Origin of the sequence: Bacillus sp. ISL-57 (assembly GCF_018613135.1) — a bacterium.
Taxonomy (GTDB): domain Bacteria; phylum Bacillota; class Bacilli; order Bacillales; family DSM-1321; genus Peribacillus; species Peribacillus frigoritolerans.
This window is the reverse complement of sequence record NZ_JAGGQV010000002.1, coordinates 411,660-432,838: the sequence shown is the minus strand read 5'-3', so window position 1 is coordinate 432,838 and position 21,179 is coordinate 411,660. Positions and strand designations below refer to the sequence as shown.

Here is a 21,179-nt window from a genome sequence, read left to right as displayed (position 1 = left end):
GTATGATCAGGATTTTTGCATACAAAGAAAGGTTGCCATTCCAATGTAAAAAATACAGTAAACCTCCTATAAATTTTTTTATCGATGACTCCAATAACGAAAGGAACATATTATGACTAATTTAAAAGACGAGGTTCAATCCCGACGGACCTTCGCAATCATCTCTCACCCGGATGCCGGGAAAACGACTTTGACAGAAAAATTATTGCTGTTTGGCGGCGCGATCCGCGATGCCGGAACAGTTAAAGCTAGAAAAACAGGGAAGTATGCAACCAGTGACTGGATGGAAATTGAAAAGCAACGGGGAATTTCCGTTACATCTTCAGTCATGCAATTCGATTATGATGACTTCCGTGTCAATATTCTCGATACACCGGGCCACCAAGATTTCAGTGAAGACACATATCGTACACTGATGGCCGTTGATAGCGCCGTGATGATCATCGACTCGGCAAAAGGTATCGAGGATCAAACGGTTAAATTATTCAAAGTATGCCGGATGAGGGGTATACCGATTTTCACTTTTATCAATAAAATGGACCGACAAGGTAAAACGCCGCTCGAATTACTTGCCGAACTTGAAGAGGTATTAGGAATAGAAACATATCCAATGAACTGGCCGATCGGGATGGGAAAAGACTTCGTGGGCATTTACGACAGGTTCAACAATCGGATTGAACAGTTCAAAACTGAAGGGGAAGAGCGTTTCCTTCCGTTGAATGAAGATGGTGAACTCGAAGTGGATCATAAACTTAAGGATTCCCAGTTATATGAGCAAACTTTGGAAGAAATCATGCTGTTGACGGAAGCGGGTAACCAATTCTCAGAAGAAAACATTGCGAATGGAAAACTTAGTCCTGTATTTTTCGGAAGTGCTTTAACGACATTCGGTGTTCAGACGTTTTTGGATGCTTATCTGAAGTTTGCACCAGCTCCACAAGCACGGATGACAACGTCAGGTGAAATGGATCCTGTCAGCAATGATTTTTCCGGTTTCATCTTCAAGATCCAGGCGAACATGAACCCAAAACACCGTGACCGAATCGCCTTCCTTCGCATATGCTCCGGTAAATTCGAGCGGGGAATGAGCGTCAACTTGAGCAGGACAGGGAAACCGATCAACCTTTCTTCCTCTACCCAATTCATGGCTGATGATCGAAACACGGTAAATGAAGCGGTAAGCGGAGATATCATCGGTTTATATGATACTGGTAATTATCAAATTGGCGATACGATTACCACAAGCAAAGACATGTTTCAGTTTGAAAGGCTGCCTCAGTTTACGCCGGAACTATTCATGAGGGTAACAGCTAAAAACGTCATGAAACAGAAACATTTCCATAAGGGTATTAACCAACTTGTACAAGAAGGGGCAATTCAGCTCTTCAAAACGGTTAGGATGGAAGAATATCTGCTTGGTGCGGTTGGGCAGCTTCAATTTGAAGTATTCGAGCATCGAATGAGGAACGAGTACAATGTTGAAGTCGTGATGGAGCGCATGGGCAGCAAGATTACACGCTGGGCTGAAGATGAAAAACTTGATGAAAATCTTCATAGCTCAAGAAGCATCCTTGTTAAGGACCGGTTTGATAAATATGCATTCTTATTTGAAAATGAGTTTGCACTTCGTTGGTTCCAAGATAAAAATCCTGACGTGGAATTATATAATCCAATGGATTTGAAATAAAGAAGAAAGCCCGTGTTTTATGCACGGGCTTTCAGTTTATAGACAAAAGGGGTTCGGAATTAAAAAATTCTGAACCCCTTTTGAAATTCCCTTTGAATTTTCGCCTAAAGTTAAGAGATTGCGGCTCTACGAGCTCACATGTTAGGCCATTTATGGACCTCGCCATGTCCAATTGGCCATCTTCTTTAAATTAATGGCAGCGAAAGTAAGCATCGCCTGCATTGACAATTTTTTATGTCCCCTTAAAGTAGTCCAACGCATACCATGCTTTTCTTTTGCATCTGCGAACACACGCTCAATCGTTTCATTACGTTTTGATACTTCTATTTTAAGACAAAAATGACTCTAGGCAAAAGTGTTCTATCTAAAAGGTAAGACAAAGTTGATTGGAACGGAAGGTACGAGACTCCTGCGGGAAAAGCGCGTCTAGGGGAGACCCCGCAGGCGAAAGCCGAGGAGGCTCCCCGACCGCCCGCGGAAAGCGAGTGCCTGTAGTGGAAATCAACGTCCAAATTGTACAGGCCATAAAAATAGACAAACTCGATTTTCATCGAGTTTGTCTACAGTCTGAAAGCCCGTGTTTTATACACGGGCTTTTTCCTTTATCTGGGGCATTGTTTAAATATCGAAAGGGTTTTTTGATAGTACCTTAAACATGGTTCCATACTAGGGAAAATGACGACCCTTAATGGTCAAAAAGTCTAGATAGGGTAGAAGATAAAAAATCAATCGGGCTTCGACTTAACCTGTAAAACAAAATCACTAGGCTGAGTAACAGCTTGGTACATTGGGTCAGTAACCCCTGACATTTGGGATGTAAATCATTTTAATCAATAGTTTAACTGAAAAACTCCGGATAGTGGAGGTTGTTCAGCTTGTAGAATAAGGTCCCTTTTAGGGTCTAAATCTGCAAGCTTTTTTGTGAAATCAAAAATAACAGATTCCAGATAAAAGTAATAATTCTATGTTTAGTCCATTTTACACAATTGATGACTAAGTCTAACCTTGAGTACTCTCTTTATTACTTTGTTGATTTGAAATCCGTTGAAAATGCGTGTATTTTAATCATTCCTCCAGTTTTAAACATGTCGATTTTAGATATACGGAAACATGGGGATAGAAGATGGTATACAGCTGTATTTTTGAAAATTAAATAGTAACTAATTGGAAAGGTTAAATAAGAAAATCATAGTAACTTCGAGCATTGTAAGAATTGCTGGGATATTCCGCTAAACTTCTTATGAACTGCATAATGCTAATAGAAAACTTGTGGATTTAACCTTGGTGCAGGAGGAGTATAGCAAAAATCACTTATATTGAACTATCGAGGTAAGTTGTTGTTAAGACATTAAAGGGGAATAATTAATTTATATCCGAGCCTACGAAGGTATAGTCTGTTTTTTTTATTTGGAAAATATTGCGGTTGAATCAGTGTTTTTAAGGATAACATTAGCAAATGGTTAGGTTATATATATCTTCTCTCAATTGATTTAAATCACTTGGCTACCTTTTTGAACTTGATACAGTACCGAATAATTGTGTGATGTAAGCAAAATGAACATACTTAACATAAAAGTATCCCTTAAAGTTAATAGAGTTTTTAGACCAAAGAGGTGTGTAGAAGTGAAGAAAGGTAAATGGAGTCTACAGTTTACTATTATGATACTGGTGTGTGGGGTAGTAGCCCTCTCATTATTCATTACAGATATTCTCATTAGCCAAACAGTTGCAGATACTATAGAAAAGAGCCAGACTGAAAAAGCAGTAAACGTAGCACGCATGGCAGCGCAAACTCCGCTTGTAATCGAAACGTTAAGTGGAAGTGAGAACAATAAGGAAGTTCAGCAATTTACCAATAGGATAAAAAAATCGACAGATGTAGAATTTGTAGTAATAATCGATAATAATGGAATTCGGAAAACTCACCCCGATCCAAGTAAAATAGGAAAAAAATTTGTTGGAGGGGATGAGAAAGATGTGTTAAGAGGTAGAGAGCACATTTCTATTTCCAAAGGAACTTTAGGCAGGTCTTTGCGTTCTTTCACCCCTGTTTATAATTCAGAGGGTAATCAAATTGGAGCCGTGGTGGTCGGTATTTCCCTTCAAAAAGTTAATGAAGCTGTTTTAAAAAGCCGTTTTAATATTTATGTAGGAACAGTTTTTGGAATATTAACCGGAATTGCCGGCGCAATACTTTTGGCAAGGTATATTAAGAAAATATTATTTGGGCTGGAACCTTTTGCTATTGCGAAGGTTTTAAAAGAGCGAAATGCCATTTTACAATCAGTTCGAGAGGGAATCATAGCGGTAGATCAGAGTTCAACCATTACTCTCGTAAACAAAGCAGCTTTAAAGATATTTAAGAAAGCGGGCATTAATGAAAATCCAACGGGTAAAAAGGTAACTGGTTATATGCCTGACGCAAACCTGGATAGAATCTTGGAGACCGGAAAAGTCGAATTAGATAAAGAGCAGGATTTAAAAGATAGTGTCTTACTAGTGAATAGGGTACCAGTATTTGTGAAGGATGAAATCGTAGGGGCCGTGGCTACATTTCGTGATAAAACAGAAATACATATGCTGGCGGAACAGCTGACTGGAGTCCGCTTATACGCTGAATCGTTAAGGGCCCAGTCGCACGAATTCATGAACAAACTTCATGTAATACTTGGTATGGTGCATATGCATTATTATGATCAGCTTGCAGCATATATTAGTGACCTTGTTGATCACAGAGAAAACGAGATTGGCTTTATTACCAAAACCGTTAAAGATCCAGTACTAGCCGGTTTTTTAATTGGAAAACTAAGTTATGCAAGGGAAGCAGGTGCCAAGCTGGCATTATCCTCTGACTTTCAATTGCCCGAACCAGATAATGCAGCTATTACTCATGAGCTAATTACGATAATAGGAAATTTGATTGACAATGCTATAGAAGCAGTAGAAAAAAGGCCCGTTAAACGAATTGAATTAAAGTTTGATTATGCAGATGAAATTTTAACTATTGAAGTTCATGATACTGGACAGGGAATATCTGATGCCAATCTTAATCATATCCTTCTAAAAGGATATACAACAAAAGGAGTGGACAGGGGGATTGGTTTATATTTAGTTAAGGCAAGCCTGGATAAGCTAGGGGGAGATCTCAATATTAGTTCAAAAGAAGGTCAAGAAACAACGTTTGTGGTTTATATACCATACAAAGCAAGGATGATGTAGGATGATTAAGGTAATGATCGTAGAAGATGACCCGATGGTTGCAGAGTTCAATAAGCGCTATTTGAATCAAGTCGATGGCTACGAATTAGCTGCTGTCTGTTCCTCAGTGGATCAAGCTCTGAATGTATTGGAAGATCAAAGAATAGGGTTAGTTCTATTAGACATTTTCATGCCTGGGAAAAATGGACTCGATTTACTCTCGCAAATTCGAGAAAGTGGAAAAGAGATAGATGTTATTGTCATTTCTGCTGCGTCGGACATTGAGAGGATTCAGAAAGCATTAAGACTAGGTGCTGTTGATTATTTAATTAAGCCGTTTGAATTTGACCGTTTTAACGCGGCCTTATCAGCATATCGGAATAAATTAGATTTTATTCAAGCTAAAAATATGCTAAATCAAGAAGAATTGGATTATCGAATTTTGCATCAAGAAGAAATTCATTTACCAGAGGAATTACCGAAAGGATTAGCTCAAGATACCTTAAAGATTATATGGAATGTGATACTGGTATTTAAAAATTCTCCCTTTTCAACAGAGGAAGTCGTAAATGTGGCGGGTATATCCAGGGTATCAGTAAGGAAATATTTAAAATTCATGAAGGATATCGGTGTCCTTGATGTTAAGGTAATCTATGGAACGGTAGGCCGACCAGTCTCCCAACACAAATTTAATGATGAAAAGAGCCATATTATTCAACGTTATCTGTAAGCAGCCAAAGTGCTGCTTACTTTTTTTAATTACATAATACTAAAATTAGTTAAATAAGCTAGTGTCCTCCGTAAATGACTACTAAGATAAGACTGGCGATTGAGTTATTTATAAATTTTCCACTAGATTGAACAAATAAAAAGTAATGAGGGAAATATTCTTTTTTGTGCTGTATATTTATTTTCCTTTTTACAGTTTTCTTTTAGTAATTACACTTCCCCAGGGAAGAATATACTCTATTGCCTGGTAATGATGATTTTTAAATATACATTTTTAGGAAGAGGGAACGTCTATGACAGCTTATGAAAAGACAAAAACGGGTTTGGATACAACTTTAAGAGGAAAAGGTGTTCTGTCAAACCCATTTATTAATAAAGGGGTCGCTTTCACTAAGGAAGAAAGAAAGGAACTAGGATTGGTAGGCTTGCTGCCATCCCAGGTGCTTACTCTTGAGGAACAAGTAAAAAGAGCTTATGAACAATTTTCCACTCAACCTAGCAATATTCGGAAGAATGGAATGTTATATGATTTATTTAATAGGAATGTGGTCCTGTTTTACCGTCTACTTAAAGATCATCTAAGTGAAATACTGCCAATCATTTACACACCTACTGTAGGAGAGGCTATTCAACAGTACTCCCAAGAATATCACCGTCCAGGGGGTCTTTACCTATCTATTGATAATATGGAGGGAATGGAAGATGCATTTAAAAACCTGGACCTTTCATCTGATGATATCGATTTAATAGTTGTTACAGATTCTGAAAGTATTCTTGGAATTGGAGATCAGGGAGTAGGTGGAATTAACATAGCCATTGGCAAATTGGCAGTCTACACAGCAGCTGCGGGAATTGATCCAAGCAGGGTGCTACCTATTGTCCTGGATGTTGGGACAGACAATGAAAGCCTGATTAGTGATCCACTGTATATTGGTAACAGGTTTGGGCGTGTTCGCGGTGATGAATACACCGAATTCATTGATTTATTTGTTAAAATGTCTCAAGCCTTCTTCCCAAGGGCTTTACTTCACTGGGAAGACTTGGGAAATGTAAATGCACGAAATATAATCGATAATTATGGCGAGAAAATTCTCACTTTTAATGATGATATACAAGGTACAGGTGCGGTAACACTAGCCGCCGTAATGTCTGCCTTACAAGTAACTGGTGTTCCTTTAAAGGAACAAAGGGTTGTTGTTTTTGGTCCAGGTGCAGCAGGGATCGGTAATGCTGATCAAATGGTTGAAGCCATGATCCTAGATGGCGTTTCCAGAGAAGAGGCATATGGTAAATTTTGGGCCGTCGATTATCGTGGATTGTTGATAGATGACACTCCGGATGTTTTGAAATTCCAAAAATCGTATTGCCGGAAAGCTGAGGAAGTCGAGGAATGGGAGCGGAATGAAGTCGGAATTATTCCATTATTAGAGGTAATAAAAAGGGTTAAACCAACCATCTTAATCGGCACTTCTGGTCAAACAGGGGCTTTCTCAGAAGAAGTTGTAAAAGAAATGGCAAAGCACGTGGAACACCCTATAATTATGCCGATGTCAAACCCGACTTCCTTAGCGGAAGCTGTTCCTGAAGACCTTATAAAGTGGACTCAAGGTAAAGCCTTAATAGCGACAGGAAGCCCGTTTGATGATGTTGACTATAATGATGTGATTTATTCAATCGGACAATCTAATAATGCATATATTTTCCCAGGACTTGGACTTGGTGCAATTGTCGCAGAAGCAACAAAAGTCTCTAAGGGAATGCTTGCAGCAGCCTCATCTGCTGTTTCAAGATTATCGGATAGCAGTAAGCCTGGTGCTTCTTTACTCCCTTCAATCAAACAATTGCAAGAGGTTTCTAAATCTGTAGCCATTGAAGTGGCAAAGACAGCCATTGAAGAAGGCATTGCGAAAGCGGATATAACAGATATTGAAAAAGCAATAACAGAATCCATGTGGAAGCCGGAGTACAAAACTATTCGTGGGAAATAAATCCAGTTTATTTTGTTGTCTCAAAAGAAAGGGTATCCCTTTTTAGGGGAATCTCCGTATAAGTCAGTCATAGTAATCTTTTAAATAGGACAATTTTTTGGAAAGAGAAGTGCATCTCGAGTGAATATTGGGAATATATTTTTAACATTAATACCCATCTTTTTTACAATTATTATTGGTTATTTGGGTGGGTATTTTAAAGTTTTTAATTCAGAATCATCCAAAGGGCTTAACACGTTAGTTACAAAATTTGCATTACCTGCACACTTATTCATTGGGATCACAACAACCTCAAAACAAACCTTAATTAATCAATGGTCATTTTTCTTAACTATGACCATAGGTGTTATTGGCTTTTACATTATCCTTTTAATAGTGGCTCGGTTGGTGTTTAAATTCGATTTAACTAAAGCATCTATGTTTTCATTGAACGCAACTCAGCCAGCCTTTGCTTTTATGGGGATCTCTGTATTAGGGAGCTTGTTTGGGGCGCAAGAGATAGCTATACCTATTGCGATTACCGGTATTGTGGTGAATGCCCTTCTGGATCCATTAGCAACAATAGTTGGTACGGTCGGACAATCCGGATTGGGTAAATCTAAAGATGAAAAAACAAACATTCTGGGTATCGTTTTGCATGGTCTTAGCGAACCGCTTGCATGTATTCCCTTACTTGCTGTTGTATTAACACTATTAGGGTTCCAGGCACCGGATATCATAAAAAATGCACTCGAACAAATTGGGTCAGTGACATCTGGGGTTGCATTATTTGCTGTTGGTGTAACCGTGGGTATTCGTAAGATTAGCTTACGACCAATTGCTTTTGGTATTTCCATTTTAAAAGTTGTGGCTATTCCATTATATATGATTCTGGTTGCTCATCTAATTGGCCTTGATCATGCAGATACAATTAAAGCCATTTTGCTAGTATCATTTCCGGGATCTGCTGTAGCAGCAATGATTTCAACTAGATTTGATTCGTTATCAACTGAAACAGCATCTTCATTTGTAATTAGTACCATTCTATCTTTAATTACATTACCTATCTATATAACCTTGTTAATGTAGCCTTCTAAGTATCCATCCTTCTTGGATGGATACTTTTCAACGGAAGTTTGTGAAATACTTAACAAACTTATTGTATAACATTAACCTTTTTTTGAAAAGAGGAGATGTTGGCTATTTTTATTTAAGGCTATGTTAAAGGTAAAGGTAAATTAATAAAATAGATAGTTTAAAGGTATGGATGGCGTTTTAATAAAGGTATAAGCCCAGGAAAATGCGTCGCAAAAAGTATCAATTGCAAAAGAATTTGTGTAATTACACATTCGAATGCAGCAGTTGATGAAATTTTAAATCTAAATCTTCGGCGTATAGGAATCATAGTTAAAAGCCAAATTATCTATGATCAGGAATGGTTTGCTGTTCATTTAGGTGGGGCTACGACATAACTGAAAGAATTGTAGGACACCGGTATTGGATTAAGACAGGGCCTTATTTGGGGGCAAAGCAAAGAAGAGGACTTATATCTTAGGGGTATACTAGGCTGAGCCGATACGAAGCAAAGTATGGGTTTTCTTTTTGTGATAAAAAGGAATGAAGAATCGAATTCTACTAAAATAGATTATTATTCCTTTGACAATCTCCTGAAACTCCTTTATATTTAGCTAGTGCTTTAGTACTTAAAAGCGTTTCAGTAATTGTGAGGAATTAAAAGGTGCGAGCCTTACCTCAGAGAATACACAACATGAAAGTGGGGAAATACATCATGCGTCTTGAAGATGCAAAGCTAAAACTCTCCTTACCTGAAGCAATTGGGGTTTTGGCCATTCTTTTCTTAATCATTGCAACTGGTATCATTCATTATGGACTTGCCCCCCATATTCCAATTATAGCGGCAATCCTATTTCTATTTGTTTATGGAAAGTTCAAGAAGCTGCCATTTTCGATTATGGAGGCGGCTATCGTCAAAGGTGCAGGCACTGGTATGGGAGCCATTTATATATTCTTTTTCATTGGAATGCTAATTTCGATCTGGATGGCAAGCGGGACAATCCCTACCATCATGTTCTATGGGTTTGACTGGATTTCCGGTGAATATTTCTATGCAATCACATTTCTGGTGTGCTCGCTAATTGGGCTCTGTATCGGGAGTTCACTTACAACATCAGCCACAATCGGCGTTGCTATGATAGGGATGGCGGCGGCGATGGATTTATCGTTGGCGATTACAGCCGGTGCAATCATTTCCGGTGCATTTCTTGGAGATAAAATGTCTCCATTATCCGACTCTACCAACCTTGCATCGGGAACGGTTGGAGCACCATTATTTGAACATATTAATAATATGCTTTGGACTACGATTCCAGGTTTTTTCATATCGCTAATCATCTTTTACTTCCTTTCACCGAATGTCAAAGTTGCTCGCGTTGAGGAAATCGAAGCCATGACCAAAGCACTGGAAATGGAAACGAATATAAGCATATGGAGTTTGATTCCGTTTGTCATCGTTCTAATCATGGCTTTGAAAAAGGTGTCAGCGATTCCGACATTGTCAGCAGGAATCATTTCGGCGGCTGTCATTGCTTTCATACAAACCCCAAGTTTGACGGTTGCAAAACTAGCGGATATCTTATACGGCGGTTTTGTACTGAAGAGTGGAATGGAACAACTTGACTCAATCCTATCGCGGGGCGGAATTGAAAGTATGATGTTCTCCGTTTCGATGGTGTTGTTGGCATTGGCGATGGGCGGACTATTGTTTGAATTGGGAGTCATTCCTTCTATTTTAAATGCAATCCAGGATTCATTGACGAGTGTAGCGAAAGTGATTTCGGCTACTGTATTTGCAGGTATCAGCGTGAATTTCCTAGTGGGTGAACAGTATTTGTCAGTTATACTGCCTGGGAAAGCCTTTCAGCAGAAATATGAAGATTTAGGCTTGCAGCCCAAAACGCTTGCGAGGGTGCTTGAAGATGCGGGAACAGTTGTGAATCCTCTTGTTCCTTGGGGTGTCTGCGGTGTATTCCTGACACAGGTATTGGGTGTTTCAACCCTTGAATATGCTCCATTTGCATTTTTCTGCCTACTTTGTCCTTTGCTCAGCCTGATTTCTGGCTTTACTAAAATCGGTATCCATTATAAATGAAAAAAAAACAGGCGGTCGGATTCGACTGCCTGTTTTTTCATGATAACTTACATAACTACAGAGAAGGGAACCCACTGACATGAACAGAAATGCCAGGGGTATTTGATCGTTTATTTTGAAGACGCGATCTCATCTTTTGGGATGGATATGACTTTTTCTTTCTGTTCAAGTAAATTCATTCGCATGACGACATTTTGGAATATGCCCATTGATAGCATGAGCAGCAGTAAGGAAGATCCTCCATAACTGATGAATGGAAGGGTGATTCCTGTAATTGGGATAAGTCCGGTCACTCCGCCGACGTTGATAGCGACTTGAATGCCGATCATGGATGAGATGCCGATCAATAAAAGACTTCCAAATGGATCCTTGCATTTGGCTGAAAGTACAAATCCCCTCAGGACGATAAAACCTAGTGTCAATAGAACGAATCCCACTCCGAATATCCCGAGCTCTTCTGCAATGACGGCCATGATGAAATCAGTATGTGATTCAGGCAGATACCCGTATTTTTGTACACTGTCACCAAGTCCCACTCCAGTAAGGCCGCCGGATCCTATTGCGAACAAGGAATTCACGAGTTGATACCCGCTTTCTCCTGCCTTTCCGAAAGGGTCTGCAAATCCGGTAAAACGAGACATCTTATTTTCAGAAAGAACGGCTGAGAAATTTCCTGTCAGGAGTACCCCCAATGCAAATATCGCTATGAATATCGCAGTGATCAAAGAGAGTTTGAATATACTCTTAAAAGACATCCCGGATGAAATGATCATAGTACTTGAAATCAGGAAAATGACCGCTGCCGTTCCATAATCAGGCTGTATTCCGATTAAAAAGCAGATGAATACCAGGAAGAAAATCGGCGGGATGACGGCTTTATCAATACTATTGATTCGATCCTGCCTTTTTCCGTAAATGGCTGCCAGATAAATGATTATGGCTAACTTGGAAAATTCCGCAGGTTGTATCGATGCTGTCCCTAACCTGAACCAGCTTGTGGCATTTCCTGCTGTATGGCCGAAGATAAAGAGCAGCAAAAGGATACCGGCCATTCCAAACATCATAGACATCAAGAACATTTTGTTTTTGTACATCTTATAAGGAAGAATCATCGTGACGATCATTGCCACGAATGAAATGAGAAAGGCCGTTTTTTGTTTCTCAAAGAAGAAATCCATAGGCCAGCCGTATCGAGCGACAGCAGTGATCATGCTCGAACTGTAAATCATGACTAAACCAAACAAACAGAGTAATACGACAGCGATGAAAATAGGGAAGTCGTATGCTTTAATTATTCTTTTCACTTGTGCGCTCACCTCAAATATGTATGCGCGAAAAAATCGCCTTCTTATATAGTAACGGAAAATCGGTTATATAGATAATAATTTTTATTCGATAATATGAATTTATCCTCCCGTACCCAGTATTAAACACTAAAACCGATAAACTTGTCTGCCGGATTATCAGAATTTCGATTCTTATATACATTACCTTCGATAACAAACGTGAATAATCCTTTTAATAACGAAAAAATTTACTATATATTCCATTTCGGAGTGCTATCATGTCTGGGAGATTACTAGTTAATGGTATTTGCGATGGGGATGGATTTCATGGAGCTTCACCATTGAGTTGTAAAACGTGATGTGATGCAGTGGATACTGTATACTGTAAACGAATTTGTTAGTGTAATTCATCTTAAGGGGAATACACCGATTAGGAGGCAGGGAATCGGTCAGGAACCTTGTGAAGAGAAGGAACCGATTGTGAAGTTAGTTCCAAGCGATTATATTATACAGGCTGCTACGTCTCCAGCATATATAAAGAGGGTCAGGGGAAGGATTTTTGTACGTATAGTAAGTATATGAACGTATTACTGTTCAGGGAAAGTGCTCAGGCGCTCTTATCAATTCTTCCTGACATCCTAATTTCACTTGAAAAGGGCGTTTTGACAGCAGTGCAGCCGAGAAGTTTTGCTGCATTTCAGAGGAGGGCTTCCTCCTCGGTCGATCTTTATATAAAAGTATAAAATTGATATACCGATGAAAATAAGTTAAAGCAAGGGGAGTAGTTATGGAAGAAATACATGACAAGTTGGAAGTGTTTTCTCCGGCAACAGGTGAGAAGATTGCGGAAATCGTCCCAACACCATTGAAGTCGATTCCTCATATATATATGAAATCAAGACATGCGTTCCAATCATGGTCGAATCTTCCCATCAAGGAACGGCTGCACTATTTAAAACGGCTCCGTTTATTGATGGTTGAAAGGATGGATGAAATAGCAGAAGTCATTTCAAAAGATGCGGGAAAAGTGAAAATTGAAGCGCTGGTTGCTGACATCATGCCAACGATCGATGCAATCAAGCATATCGAGAAGCATGCAGTGAAAACTCTTTCCGGACGGAAGGTCACCACTCCACTCATGTTAATTGGTAAAAAATCTTATGTCCATTATATGCCCCGTGGAACGATTCTCGTCATTTCACCATGGAATTATCCGCTGCAGCTTTCCATGGTTCCCATTCTTAATGCCCTAGCGGCTGGAAATACTGTCATCGCCAAACCATCAGAGGTAACTCCTTTAGTTGGGACGTGCATCGAAAACCTGTTTCTTGAAGCTGGTTTCCCAGAGGGAACTATACAGTTTGCCCATGGAGGGAAAGAATTGGGTGCGGCATTAACTGAGCAAAAACCAGATTATATATTTTTTACTGGATCTGTAAGGACCGGAAAAATGATTGGTGAGGTTGCAGCAAGAGACCTGATCCCAACGACTTTGGAGCTTGGCGGTAAGGATCCGATGATCGTTTTGCGTGATGCTAACCTGGAACGGGCTGTGAACGGGGCTCTTTGGGGTGCTTTCACAAATAGTGGGCAGGTGTGCATGAGTGTTGAAAGGGTTTATGTGGAACGTCCTGTTTATAAGGAATTCCTAATGCTTCTTAAAGAAAAAACGAAGTCCATGAGGCAGGGGGTGCAATCGCAGGATGATATCGGTTCAATGACCTTCCCTAAACAGGTCGATATTGTGGCTGACCAACTGGAGGATGCACTGAATAAAGGGGCCGTACTTGAAACCGGAACACCTCCGAAAGAGTGGAAAACGGGGCAGACTCATTTCATTCCGCCGACGATTCTTTCCAATGTCGATCATTCCATGAAAATCATGAAAGAAGAAACGTTCGGCCCCGTGTTGCCTGTTGTGCCTTTCGATACGGAGGAAGAAGTGATTGCCCTGGCAAATGAAAGTGAATATGGACTCAATTCCAGCGTTTGGACGATGGATAGGGAAAAGGCAAGTCGGATTGCATCACGGTTAGTAACCGGTGCGGTGACGATCAATGATGTGCTGATTACGGTTGCTAATCATCATTTACCATTTGGCGGTGCCAAACAAAGTGGGGTTGGCCGCTATCATGGCGAGCATGGATTGAAGATTTTCTGCCATGAAAAAGCGATCATGATCGATAAAGGTAAAAACGATACAGAAATACAATGGTATCCATATGAAGGGAAATACACGAGTTTTTTAGCGCTGTTTCAGAACTATTTTTCTGCCAAACCGAACTGGATTCGTTTCGGCAAAGAATATTTTTCGTTAATAAAATTATCCAAAAGGAGCAGAAAATGAGATCCATTTATAAAAAAGATTGTTATTTTCATAACGAGCGCGTATACTATTAATATACTTAATAACTGATTTTCCTTTTCAAAGGGGAGTAGCGTTAGGGTTCGCCCTAAAACAAAGTCGTCATTACGTGAATGTCAAACATTCATCGGCTTTGTTGACATGATTTCATGTTCAGCAAGACCTTTGCCTATACGGCAGAGGTCTTTTTATTTTGCCAATGCCAATAGGAAGGGAATACTACTATTGGAGGTTGAATGGATGGAAGCATCAATGTTATTGGAATATGGCTGGGTCCTTCTTATCTTGGTTGGATTAGAAGGGATACTGGCTGCTGATAATGCAGTCGTCATGGCTGTCATGGTTAAGCATTTGCCAAAAGAACAACAGCGGAAAGCTTTGTTTTATGGGCTGATGGGAGCTTTTGTTTTCCGCTTTGCCAGTCTATTCCTTATTTCCTTTCTTGTCGAGGTATGGCAAGTTCAAGCAATCGGTGCAATTTATTTACTTTTCATCGCTTTTCAGCACATTTACAAAAAATACGCTGGTAAAGGTGAGAAGGAAATCACGAAACCTAAAAAGCAATCCGGCTTCTGGATGACCGTGGTAAAGGTTGAAGCGGCTGATATCGCTTTCGCAATCGATTCGATGTTGGCTGCCGTCGCGCTGGCTGTTACACTTCCTGCAACAGGCTGGATGAAAGTCGGCGGTATTGACGGAGGGCAATTCGCGGTCATGTTCCTCGGCGGCATGATCGGGTTGATCATTATGCGATTTGCAGCAAATGCGTTCGTTAAGCTGCTTCATCGGCGTCCTTCACTTGAAACGGCAGCATTTTTGATTGTGGGTTGGGTTGGTGTGAAATTGGCGGTACACACACTTGCACACCCTTCACTTGCTTTCATTGATCATCATTTCCCTGAATCAACTCTTTGGAAATCGATTTTCTGGACTGTATTGATTGGAATTGCAGCAGGTGCATGGATCATTTCAAGCAAAAAAGAAAAAAAAGAGAAAGAAGAGAAAAAAATACAGGAAGCGTAAAAAACAGGCGTGCCGGTCACGCCTATTTTTTTTGCTTCTTAAAGTATTTATGGAGATGACCCTCAAAAGCGCAGGTATGTTTACGAATGATATGTTAAAAGATGTGAATATTAAATTCCGGTTATAAAAATGACAATTGTCCCATTGTATTGGGCAAAAAACGGAAAAAGATATTTTACTGTAATTGCACTGTAACAAATGAGAAAAAACTAAGTATTTTATCATGTTGATATATTGTGTGATTTCATTTTTATCGTAAAAATAGTTCTTTTGGTACTGTCTTTTAGACTCCCTCCGCTTAAGATAAGTATGTTGATGCGTATTTTATGTTCAACAGGAGCGAGGTGAGCAAATGCTTGGTTTGTTGTTTACAGCATTCAAAAAAAAGCGTTCTTTAGAAGAAACTGTATTGAAAATTCAACAAGGCGATAATAGCCTTCGTAATGATACTATAGAGTCATTCAAACCTTTTATTGCAAAAACAGTCTCATCGGTTTGCAAACGTTACATATACGAATCAGATGATGAATTCAGTATTGGAATGATTGCTTTTAACGAGGCAATTGAAAAATATTCCCCGGAAAAAGGCCGTTCTTTATTGGCATTTGCCGAAACCCTCGTTAAACGAAGGGTTATAGATTATTTAAGAAGCCAGTCCAAACAAAAAGAAATCCTATTGGATTTATCACTGAATGATGATAATGATCAAAGCCAAATATATATCGATAATGAAAATTCCATCAATGAATACGAAATGCAGAAGGAATCGGAAAGAAGAAAAGAAGAAATTCAGCTTTATATAAGCCATCTAGAGGATTTTGGTCTGTCATTTGAGGATTTAGTTGAAAACTCTCCCAAACATGCAGATGCCAGGAAGGGAGCTATTATGATCGCTAAATTGTTAATGGAAGATGACGAACTGAAGGAAAACCTGTTTGCAAAAAAGCGGCTGCCCGTAAAACAGCTTGAGGGAAAAGTGGAAGTTAGCAGAAAAACGATTGAGCGGAACAGAAAATACATCATTGCAGTGGCAATCATAATAAACGGAGATTTTTTGTATTTGAATGATTATATAAAAGGGGCTATCGATGAATGAAAAAAGGAGTTATTCTTTCAGTTAATAAACGATTTGTAACCCTATTGACCCCCGAGGGTGAATTTCTGAAAACCAAAAGGCAGGAAAGGGAATATGAAGTGGGTGAGGAAATCACTTTTTTACCTGCAAAACAAAAATTCACTTTAGCCTTTTCCAATATTCATTCACCTTTCAAAAAAACGGCCGTGCTAAGCATTGCCTCCACCTTCCTGATTCTCTTTTCAATTCTTCCTTCTTATTTCTCTGGTCCTGTGTCGGCATATATGACGATAGATGTGAATCCAAGCATTGAATTGGAGCTTGATGATGATTTAGAAGTTCTCAAGCTTACCGGATTAAATGAAGACGGAAAGCTTGTGATCGGTCAGCTGAAGGACTGGAAAGGCAAGGATATAAAGGCTGTCACAAACCGAATCGTTGAAACGACGAAGCAACTTGGTTATTTGAAAGGAAATAAACAAATAGTCGTTTCCACAACGTTAATGGAAAAAAATAAAGAACTGGATAAGAATTTAAAAAAGGAAATAAAAGAAATATCTGATCAGGATAATGTTTCCAAAACAAAAATGAAAGTGATCCAGGCAACAAAAAACGATCGGAAGCAAGCTAGGGAACAAGGCATATCCACGGGTAAGTATCTCGAAAAGAAGTTGAATGAAGATAAAGATAAGATAAAGGTCAATAAGAGGGAGCCTGCCCCAGCGCCAGTTAAAAAAGTCGAGGAAAACGTTGTTATTCCGAAAGAAAAGCGGGGAACGTTAAGTAAGGAAAACAAATCGGATGGAGAAAAGAAAAAAGAGAATAATGAAATTGAAATAAAACAAAAGCCGGCCAATGAAGCCAAACCGACTGAACGGAAAAACACGGAAGTTACCGAAATTAAGGAACAAACCGAACGGGAAGATACAAGTGGAAAACGGAATGCGATAAATGGATATAAGGAAAAAAGCAACGAGTCAAAAGGAAAATCGGATAGATATCACAGCAACCAATCAAAGGACAAGCAGAAAAATGAACAGAATGATAAAAAGATCGATGAAAAAAAAGTTTCATCACTCAAAGAAAAGAATAGTGATGATTCTATAAAGCCCGACAATAAAAATAAGCAAAATAAACAGGGTAGGCATGATAGACAAGATAAACAGGAAAAACAAGTTAAACAAGGTAAACAGGGTGAGCAGTATAAACAAGATAGGAAAGATTGGGATAAGTCGAAAAGGGGTAAAGGCAATAATGGAAATGGACATAATCATTAAAAAGAGTCCAGCATGCAGCTGGACTCTTAGCCATGGATATTTAATTGTGAATTATTGACCTTTAAGTTGAGATTGTGCTTGTTGTACAAGACGCTTCGTGATTTCTCCGCCAACCGAACCATTGGCACGTGCTGAAGTATCGGAACCTAATTGTACACCGAATTCAGATGCAATTTCATATTTGATTTGTTCTAATGCTTGTTCGATTCCTGGAACAAGAAGGTTGTTACTGCTGTTAGCCATTTGAATCTCCCCTTTACTTTTTCAACGGCTTTTGCCGCTGTAATGATAGTATAAGTAGAATGTGGAGTTTTACTTATACGAGCAGCATCAAACTTATTGGTAAACCTGCCTTTTTGTTGTAAGTAAGTCAGTTTTAAAAGAGAATGGAAAAAAGAATGAAAAAAGGGTAAACTAGATATTTAATGGTTATGTGATTTGCATAACTATAAAGGAGCAAGAAAGGAAACTCTTTATGTTTGCTATCAAAAAAATATTATCAAAGTTAACACCAGCTCAGCTTATCGTCGGTTATTATGTTTTGGCAGTCAGCATCTCAACCGTACTGTTGAGTCTGCCGGTCGCTCTTAAGCCAGGCGTGGAATTTGGATTCATGGATGCTTTATTCACAGCCGTAAGTGCAGTTAGTGTAACAGGTTTAACAGTGGTAAGTTTGCCCGAAGTGTATAATGAGGTAGGCTATTTCATTCTCATGTTCGTTCTCCAATTTGGCGGTATTGGCATCATGACACTCGGAACCTTTTTCTGGCTTATAGTGGGCAAGAAAATCGGCTTGAAGGAAAGACAATTGATCATGACAGATCAAAACCAATCGAATCTTTCCGGGCTAGTTAAATTATTGATCCAAATCATTCAGATATTTGTCGTAATTGAAATGATTGGGGCTCTCGTTTTAGGCATTTACTTTCTGAGTTATTTTCCAAACGGGAAAGAAGCCTTTTTAAATGGCTTATTTTTAGCCGTAAGTGCCACCACGAATGCTGGTTTTGATATTACCGGTATTTCGATGATTCCATTTAAAGACGATTATTTTGTACAGTTCATTACGATTATCCTGCTTACCCTTGGAGCCATTGGGTTTCCTGTCTTGATTGAGCTGAAAGAGTTTTTGTCCAATAAGGCCCGAACTTATAAGTTTCATTTTTCTTTGTTCACGAAGCTGACCTCAGTCACATTCTTTTCCCTTATCGTTGGGGGAACGATCCTGATTTACCTTCTAGAAATAAATGGGTTCTTTAAAAATAAGAACTGGCATGAATCGTTCTTTTACTCATTATTTATGTCCTCCAATACGCGGAGCGGCGGTTTGGCAACCATGAATGTGAGTGACTTTTCGGAACCGACCCTTTTATTGTTGAGCATATTGATGTTCATCGGAGCCTCCCCAAGTTCAGTCGGGGGAGGAATCCGGACAACTACACTGGCCATCATGATTCTATTTTTATGGAATTTCATGAGAGGAAGGCGTTCCATAAAAGTTTTCAAACGGGAGATTCATCCCGATGATATCCGAAAAGCGACAGCGGTTATGATCATGGGATCGCTTCTTTGCATAATGGCGGTCTTCATATTATCCATTACCGAAAATTTCACTTTGATGCAAATCATTTTTGAGGTATGTTCGGCTTTCGGTTCAGTCGGCCTTTCGATGGGAATTACGCCTGACCTCAGCAATACCGGTAAAATTGTCATTATGATCATTATGTTCATTGGCCGTGTCGGGATAACCTCCCTCCTGTATATCATAGGCCATAAAGAAGTTACGGAAAATTTCCATTATCCAAAAGAACGCGTCATCATTGGGTAAAGGATTTAAGTTGAACAGTGACCTTTCCACTCGTGGGAAGGTTTTTTGTGTTGTTAGCAGGAATCATGGATAAAATGTTGAAATTTACCTATAAGTGCATAATTTGATTCCTTACTTGGAATTCGATCGGATGAAGTAAAGGAGGTGGAGAATGTGAAAAAATATACTGGAAGGATCATTGTCCCTGCTCTTTTTTTTGTATTGATATTACCCTATATAGGGTGGCTGGGTCATGAAGAACGCAGGTTTTCCGCCTTTGCAGGAATATATTTAGTCGTAATTTTAACCATAGCCTGGTGTTTGGGTGCCATCTATGACCATAAACGGAAAACGATAGCCATATTGCAGGATAGCGAAGGGCGTTATCGCATTTTCTCCAATTACTCTAAAGAATTGGTCAATAGCTTCAATGAGGTTATTTTCCAAACGGATGATAAAGGAAAATGGTTGTACTTAAACCCGGCATGGAAATCGATGAGTGGTGCATCCGTGAATGAATCCCTGGGGCTTCACTTTTCTAAACATATGGATAACAATTCTTATCAAGACGTATTAAAGGCCTTTGCGGACTCCTTTCATCGAGGGGATAAATATTTTCGTGCGGACATTAAACTAAATGCGAAAAAGGGAACAAGCTGGGTTGAGGCATTCGTTAAACTTATTTACGATGACGCTGGGAAATTCATCGGGACAGCGGGCATATTATCGGAAATTAATGAACGAAAACATGCAGAGGAAAAGCTTGTGAGCCTAAACGAACATTTGGCAATCACATCAAGCAAGTTATCAACGGCTGCCCAACTTGCGGCTGGAATTGCACATGAGGTCAGGAATCCGATGACGGCGATAATGGGATTCGTGAAGCTGATTAAAGATGGCGGTGCCGAAAAGGAGGAATACTACGATATTATTTTTTCGGAAATAAATCGAATCGAGAAAGTGCTGAATGAACTCTTGCTGCTATCGAAACCCACTGGGGCGGTATTTCTTGAGAAGGATATAAAGGAAAGCTGCAACCATGCCGTAACGCTGTTGGAGACAAATGCCGTACTGAACAATATTCAAATTCATAAAAATTATGATTCAGAACCAATTTTTATGTACTTTGATGAAAACCAAATCAAGCAAGTACTAATAAACATGATAAAAAATTCCATAGAATCGATGCCGAATGGCGGAAATATTTTTGTGAGCATAAATGAAAAAAATGGGGAAGTTTTTTTGAGCATTTTGGATGAAGGGGATGGTATTCCGGAAAACTCCCTTCAAAAAGTAGGAGAACCATTTTTCACTACAAAAACTTCAGGAACGGGTTTGGGTCTTTCCGTTTGTTTTAGAATCATCGAAAAGCATGGAGGAAAAGTTTTCATCACAAGTGAACTGAAAAAGGGTACGAAAATCGTTTGTATATTTCCAACCGTCCAACAAAAGCAATATAGTGAGAACGAAGAGGTCAAGATACGGGAGCTTGAATGACAAGAAAACAAAAGTTTAATTGTTGAAAAAATCAGAATTTTATGTATATACTTTAAAGGTAATAACATACTAACCGGTTAGTAAGTTTAAAAGGAGGAA

The 21,179-nt window shown here is 39.2% G+C and carries 14 protein-coding genes and 1 pseudogene; 12 read left to right on the top strand and 3 right to left on the bottom strand.

From position 1 onward, the window contains the following. Positions 1 to 112: 112 nt before the first annotated feature. Complete coding sequence (locus J7I90_RS05330; RefSeq protein WP_034314233.1) at positions 113 to 1,687, top strand: peptide chain release factor 3; 1,575 nt, start codon at positions 113 to 115, stop codon at positions 1,685 to 1,687. Positions 1,688 to 1,837: 150 nt separating this feature from the next. On the opposite strand, the pseudogene J7I90_RS05325 reads toward J7I90_RS05330, so the two are convergent. After that, positions 1,838 to 2,005, bottom strand: a pseudogene (locus J7I90_RS05325) (transposase); the annotation flags it as partial. A gap of 1,305 nt (positions 2,006 to 3,310) precedes the next feature. Here J7I90_RS05325 and dcuS point away from each other — a divergent pair. The 5 genes from dcuS to nhaC all read left to right on the top strand — a co-directional run bounded on the left by dcuS (position 3,311) and on the right by nhaC (position 10,750). Continuing rightward, a complete protein-coding gene (dcuS, locus tag J7I90_RS05320; protein WP_311315178.1) occupies positions 3,311 to 4,906 on the top strand; it encodes a DcuS/MalK family sensor histidine kinase in 1,596 nt (531 codons plus the stop codon). Between the two features lies 1 nt (position 4,907). Continuing rightward, entirely contained in the window at positions 4,908 to 5,615 is a 708-nt protein-coding gene (locus J7I90_RS05315) for a response regulator (RefSeq protein ID WP_214768831.1), read from the top strand. Between the two features lie 292 nt (positions 5,616 to 5,907). After that, positions 5,908 to 7,602: an NAD-dependent malic enzyme gene (locus tag J7I90_RS05310; protein ID WP_214768824.1), complete on the top strand. Its 1,695-nt coding sequence runs from the start codon at positions 5,908 to 5,910 to the stop codon at positions 7,600 to 7,602. 120 nt (positions 7,603 to 7,722) lie between these two features. Then, complete coding sequence (locus J7I90_RS05305) at positions 7,723 to 8,670, top strand: AEC family transporter (protein ID WP_214768822.1); 948 nt, start codon at positions 7,723 to 7,725, stop codon at positions 8,668 to 8,670. 679 nt (positions 8,671 to 9,349) lie between these two features. After that, entirely contained in the window at positions 9,350 to 10,750 is a 1,401-nt protein-coding gene (gene nhaC / locus J7I90_RS05300; RefSeq protein ID WP_251025103.1) for a Na+/H+ antiporter NhaC, read from the top strand. A 110-nt stretch (positions 10,751 to 10,860) separates the two neighbouring features. Here the strand turns inward: nhaC and J7I90_RS05295 are convergent, their stop codons facing one another. Further along, the gene (locus J7I90_RS05295; RefSeq protein WP_311380986.1) at positions 10,861 to 12,054 is read right to left on the bottom strand and encodes an FtsW/RodA/SpoVE family cell cycle protein; all 1,194 of its coding nucleotides are present in this window, start codon (positions 12,052 to 12,054) and stop codon (positions 10,861 to 10,863) included. Between the two features lie 769 nt (positions 12,055 to 12,823). Here J7I90_RS05295 and J7I90_RS05290 point away from each other — a divergent pair. The 4 genes from J7I90_RS05290 (at position 12,824) to J7I90_RS05275 (ending at position 17,776) form a co-directional block, all read left to right on the top strand. Beyond that, positions 12,824 to 14,383 carry an aldehyde dehydrogenase family protein gene (locus tag J7I90_RS05290; RefSeq protein WP_214768820.1) on the top strand — a complete coding sequence of 520 codons (1,560 nt, stop codon included), beginning with the start codon at positions 12,824 to 12,826 and terminating at the stop codon, positions 14,381 to 14,383. Between the two features lie 258 nt (positions 14,384 to 14,641). Further along, positions 14,642 to 15,424: a TerC family protein gene (locus J7I90_RS05285; protein ID WP_048689105.1), complete on the top strand. Its 783-nt coding sequence runs from the start codon at positions 14,642 to 14,644 to the stop codon at positions 15,422 to 15,424. A gap of 352 nt (positions 15,425 to 15,776) precedes the next feature. Continuing rightward, positions 15,777 to 16,520 (top strand): RNA polymerase sigma factor SigI, encoded by a 744-nt coding sequence (sigI, locus tag J7I90_RS05280; RefSeq protein WP_214768818.1) that lies wholly within the window; start codon positions 15,777 to 15,779, stop codon positions 16,518 to 16,520. Next, a complete protein-coding gene (locus tag J7I90_RS05275; protein WP_214768816.1) occupies positions 16,517 to 17,776 on the top strand; it encodes an anti-sigma factor domain-containing protein in 1,260 nt (419 codons plus the stop codon). The genes sigI and J7I90_RS05275 overlap by 4 nt, the downstream gene beginning before the upstream one ends. A 51-nt stretch (positions 17,777 to 17,827) precedes the next feature. On the opposite strand, the gene J7I90_RS05270 is transcribed toward J7I90_RS05275, so the two are convergent. Beyond that, positions 17,828 to 18,019: an alpha/beta-type small acid-soluble spore protein gene (locus J7I90_RS05270; RefSeq protein WP_034314196.1), complete on the bottom strand. Its 192-nt coding sequence runs from the start codon at positions 18,017 to 18,019 to the stop codon at positions 17,828 to 17,830. A gap of 175 nt (positions 18,020 to 18,194) precedes the next feature. Here J7I90_RS05270 and J7I90_RS05265 point away from each other — a divergent pair, with 175 nt between their 5' ends. After that, complete coding sequence (locus tag J7I90_RS05265) at positions 18,195 to 19,604, top strand: TrkH family potassium uptake protein (RefSeq protein WP_311315184.1); 1,410 nt, start codon at positions 18,195 to 18,197, stop codon at positions 19,602 to 19,604. Positions 19,605 to 19,757: 153 nt separating this feature from the next. Further along, the gene (locus J7I90_RS05260; RefSeq protein WP_214768809.1) at positions 19,758 to 21,080 is read left to right on the top strand and encodes an ATP-binding protein; all 1,323 of its coding nucleotides are present in this window, start codon (positions 19,758 to 19,760) and stop codon (positions 21,078 to 21,080) included. Positions 21,081 to 21,179: the final 99 nt, after the last annotated feature.

What these genes read in the sequence shown, in the direction of transcription:
- J7I90_RS05330 (WP_034314233.1), top strand. Translation starts at nt 113, where the DNA reads ATGACTAATTTAAAAGACGAGGTTCAATCCCGACGGACCTTCGCAATC.
- J7I90_RS05315 (WP_214768831.1), top strand. Translation starts at nt 4,908, where the DNA reads ATGATTAAGGTAATGATCGTAGAAGATGACCCGATGGTTGCAGAGTTC.
- J7I90_RS05310 (WP_214768824.1), top strand. Translation starts at nt 5,908, where the DNA reads ATGACAGCTTATGAAAAGACAAAAACGGGTTTGGATACAACTTTAAGA.
- nhaC (WP_251025103.1), top strand. Translation starts at nt 9,350, where the DNA reads ATGAAAGTGGGGAAATACATCATGCGTCTTGAAGATGCAAAGCTAAAA.
- J7I90_RS05290 (WP_214768820.1), top strand. Translation starts at nt 12,824, where the DNA reads ATGGAAGAAATACATGACAAGTTGGAAGTGTTTTCTCCGGCAACAGGT.
- J7I90_RS05285 (WP_048689105.1), top strand. Translation starts at nt 14,642, where the DNA reads ATGGAAGCATCAATGTTATTGGAATATGGCTGGGTCCTTCTTATCTTG.
- sigI (WP_214768818.1), top strand. Translation starts at nt 15,777, where the DNA reads ATGCTTGGTTTGTTGTTTACAGCATTCAAAAAAAAGCGTTCTTTAGAA.
- J7I90_RS05275 (WP_214768816.1), top strand. Translation starts at nt 16,517, where the DNA reads ATGAAAAAAGGAGTTATTCTTTCAGTTAATAAACGATTTGTAACCCTA.
- J7I90_RS05270 (WP_034314196.1), bottom strand. Translation starts at nt 18,019, where the DNA reads ATGGCTAACAGCAGTAACAACCTTCTTGTTCCAGGAATCGAACAAGCA.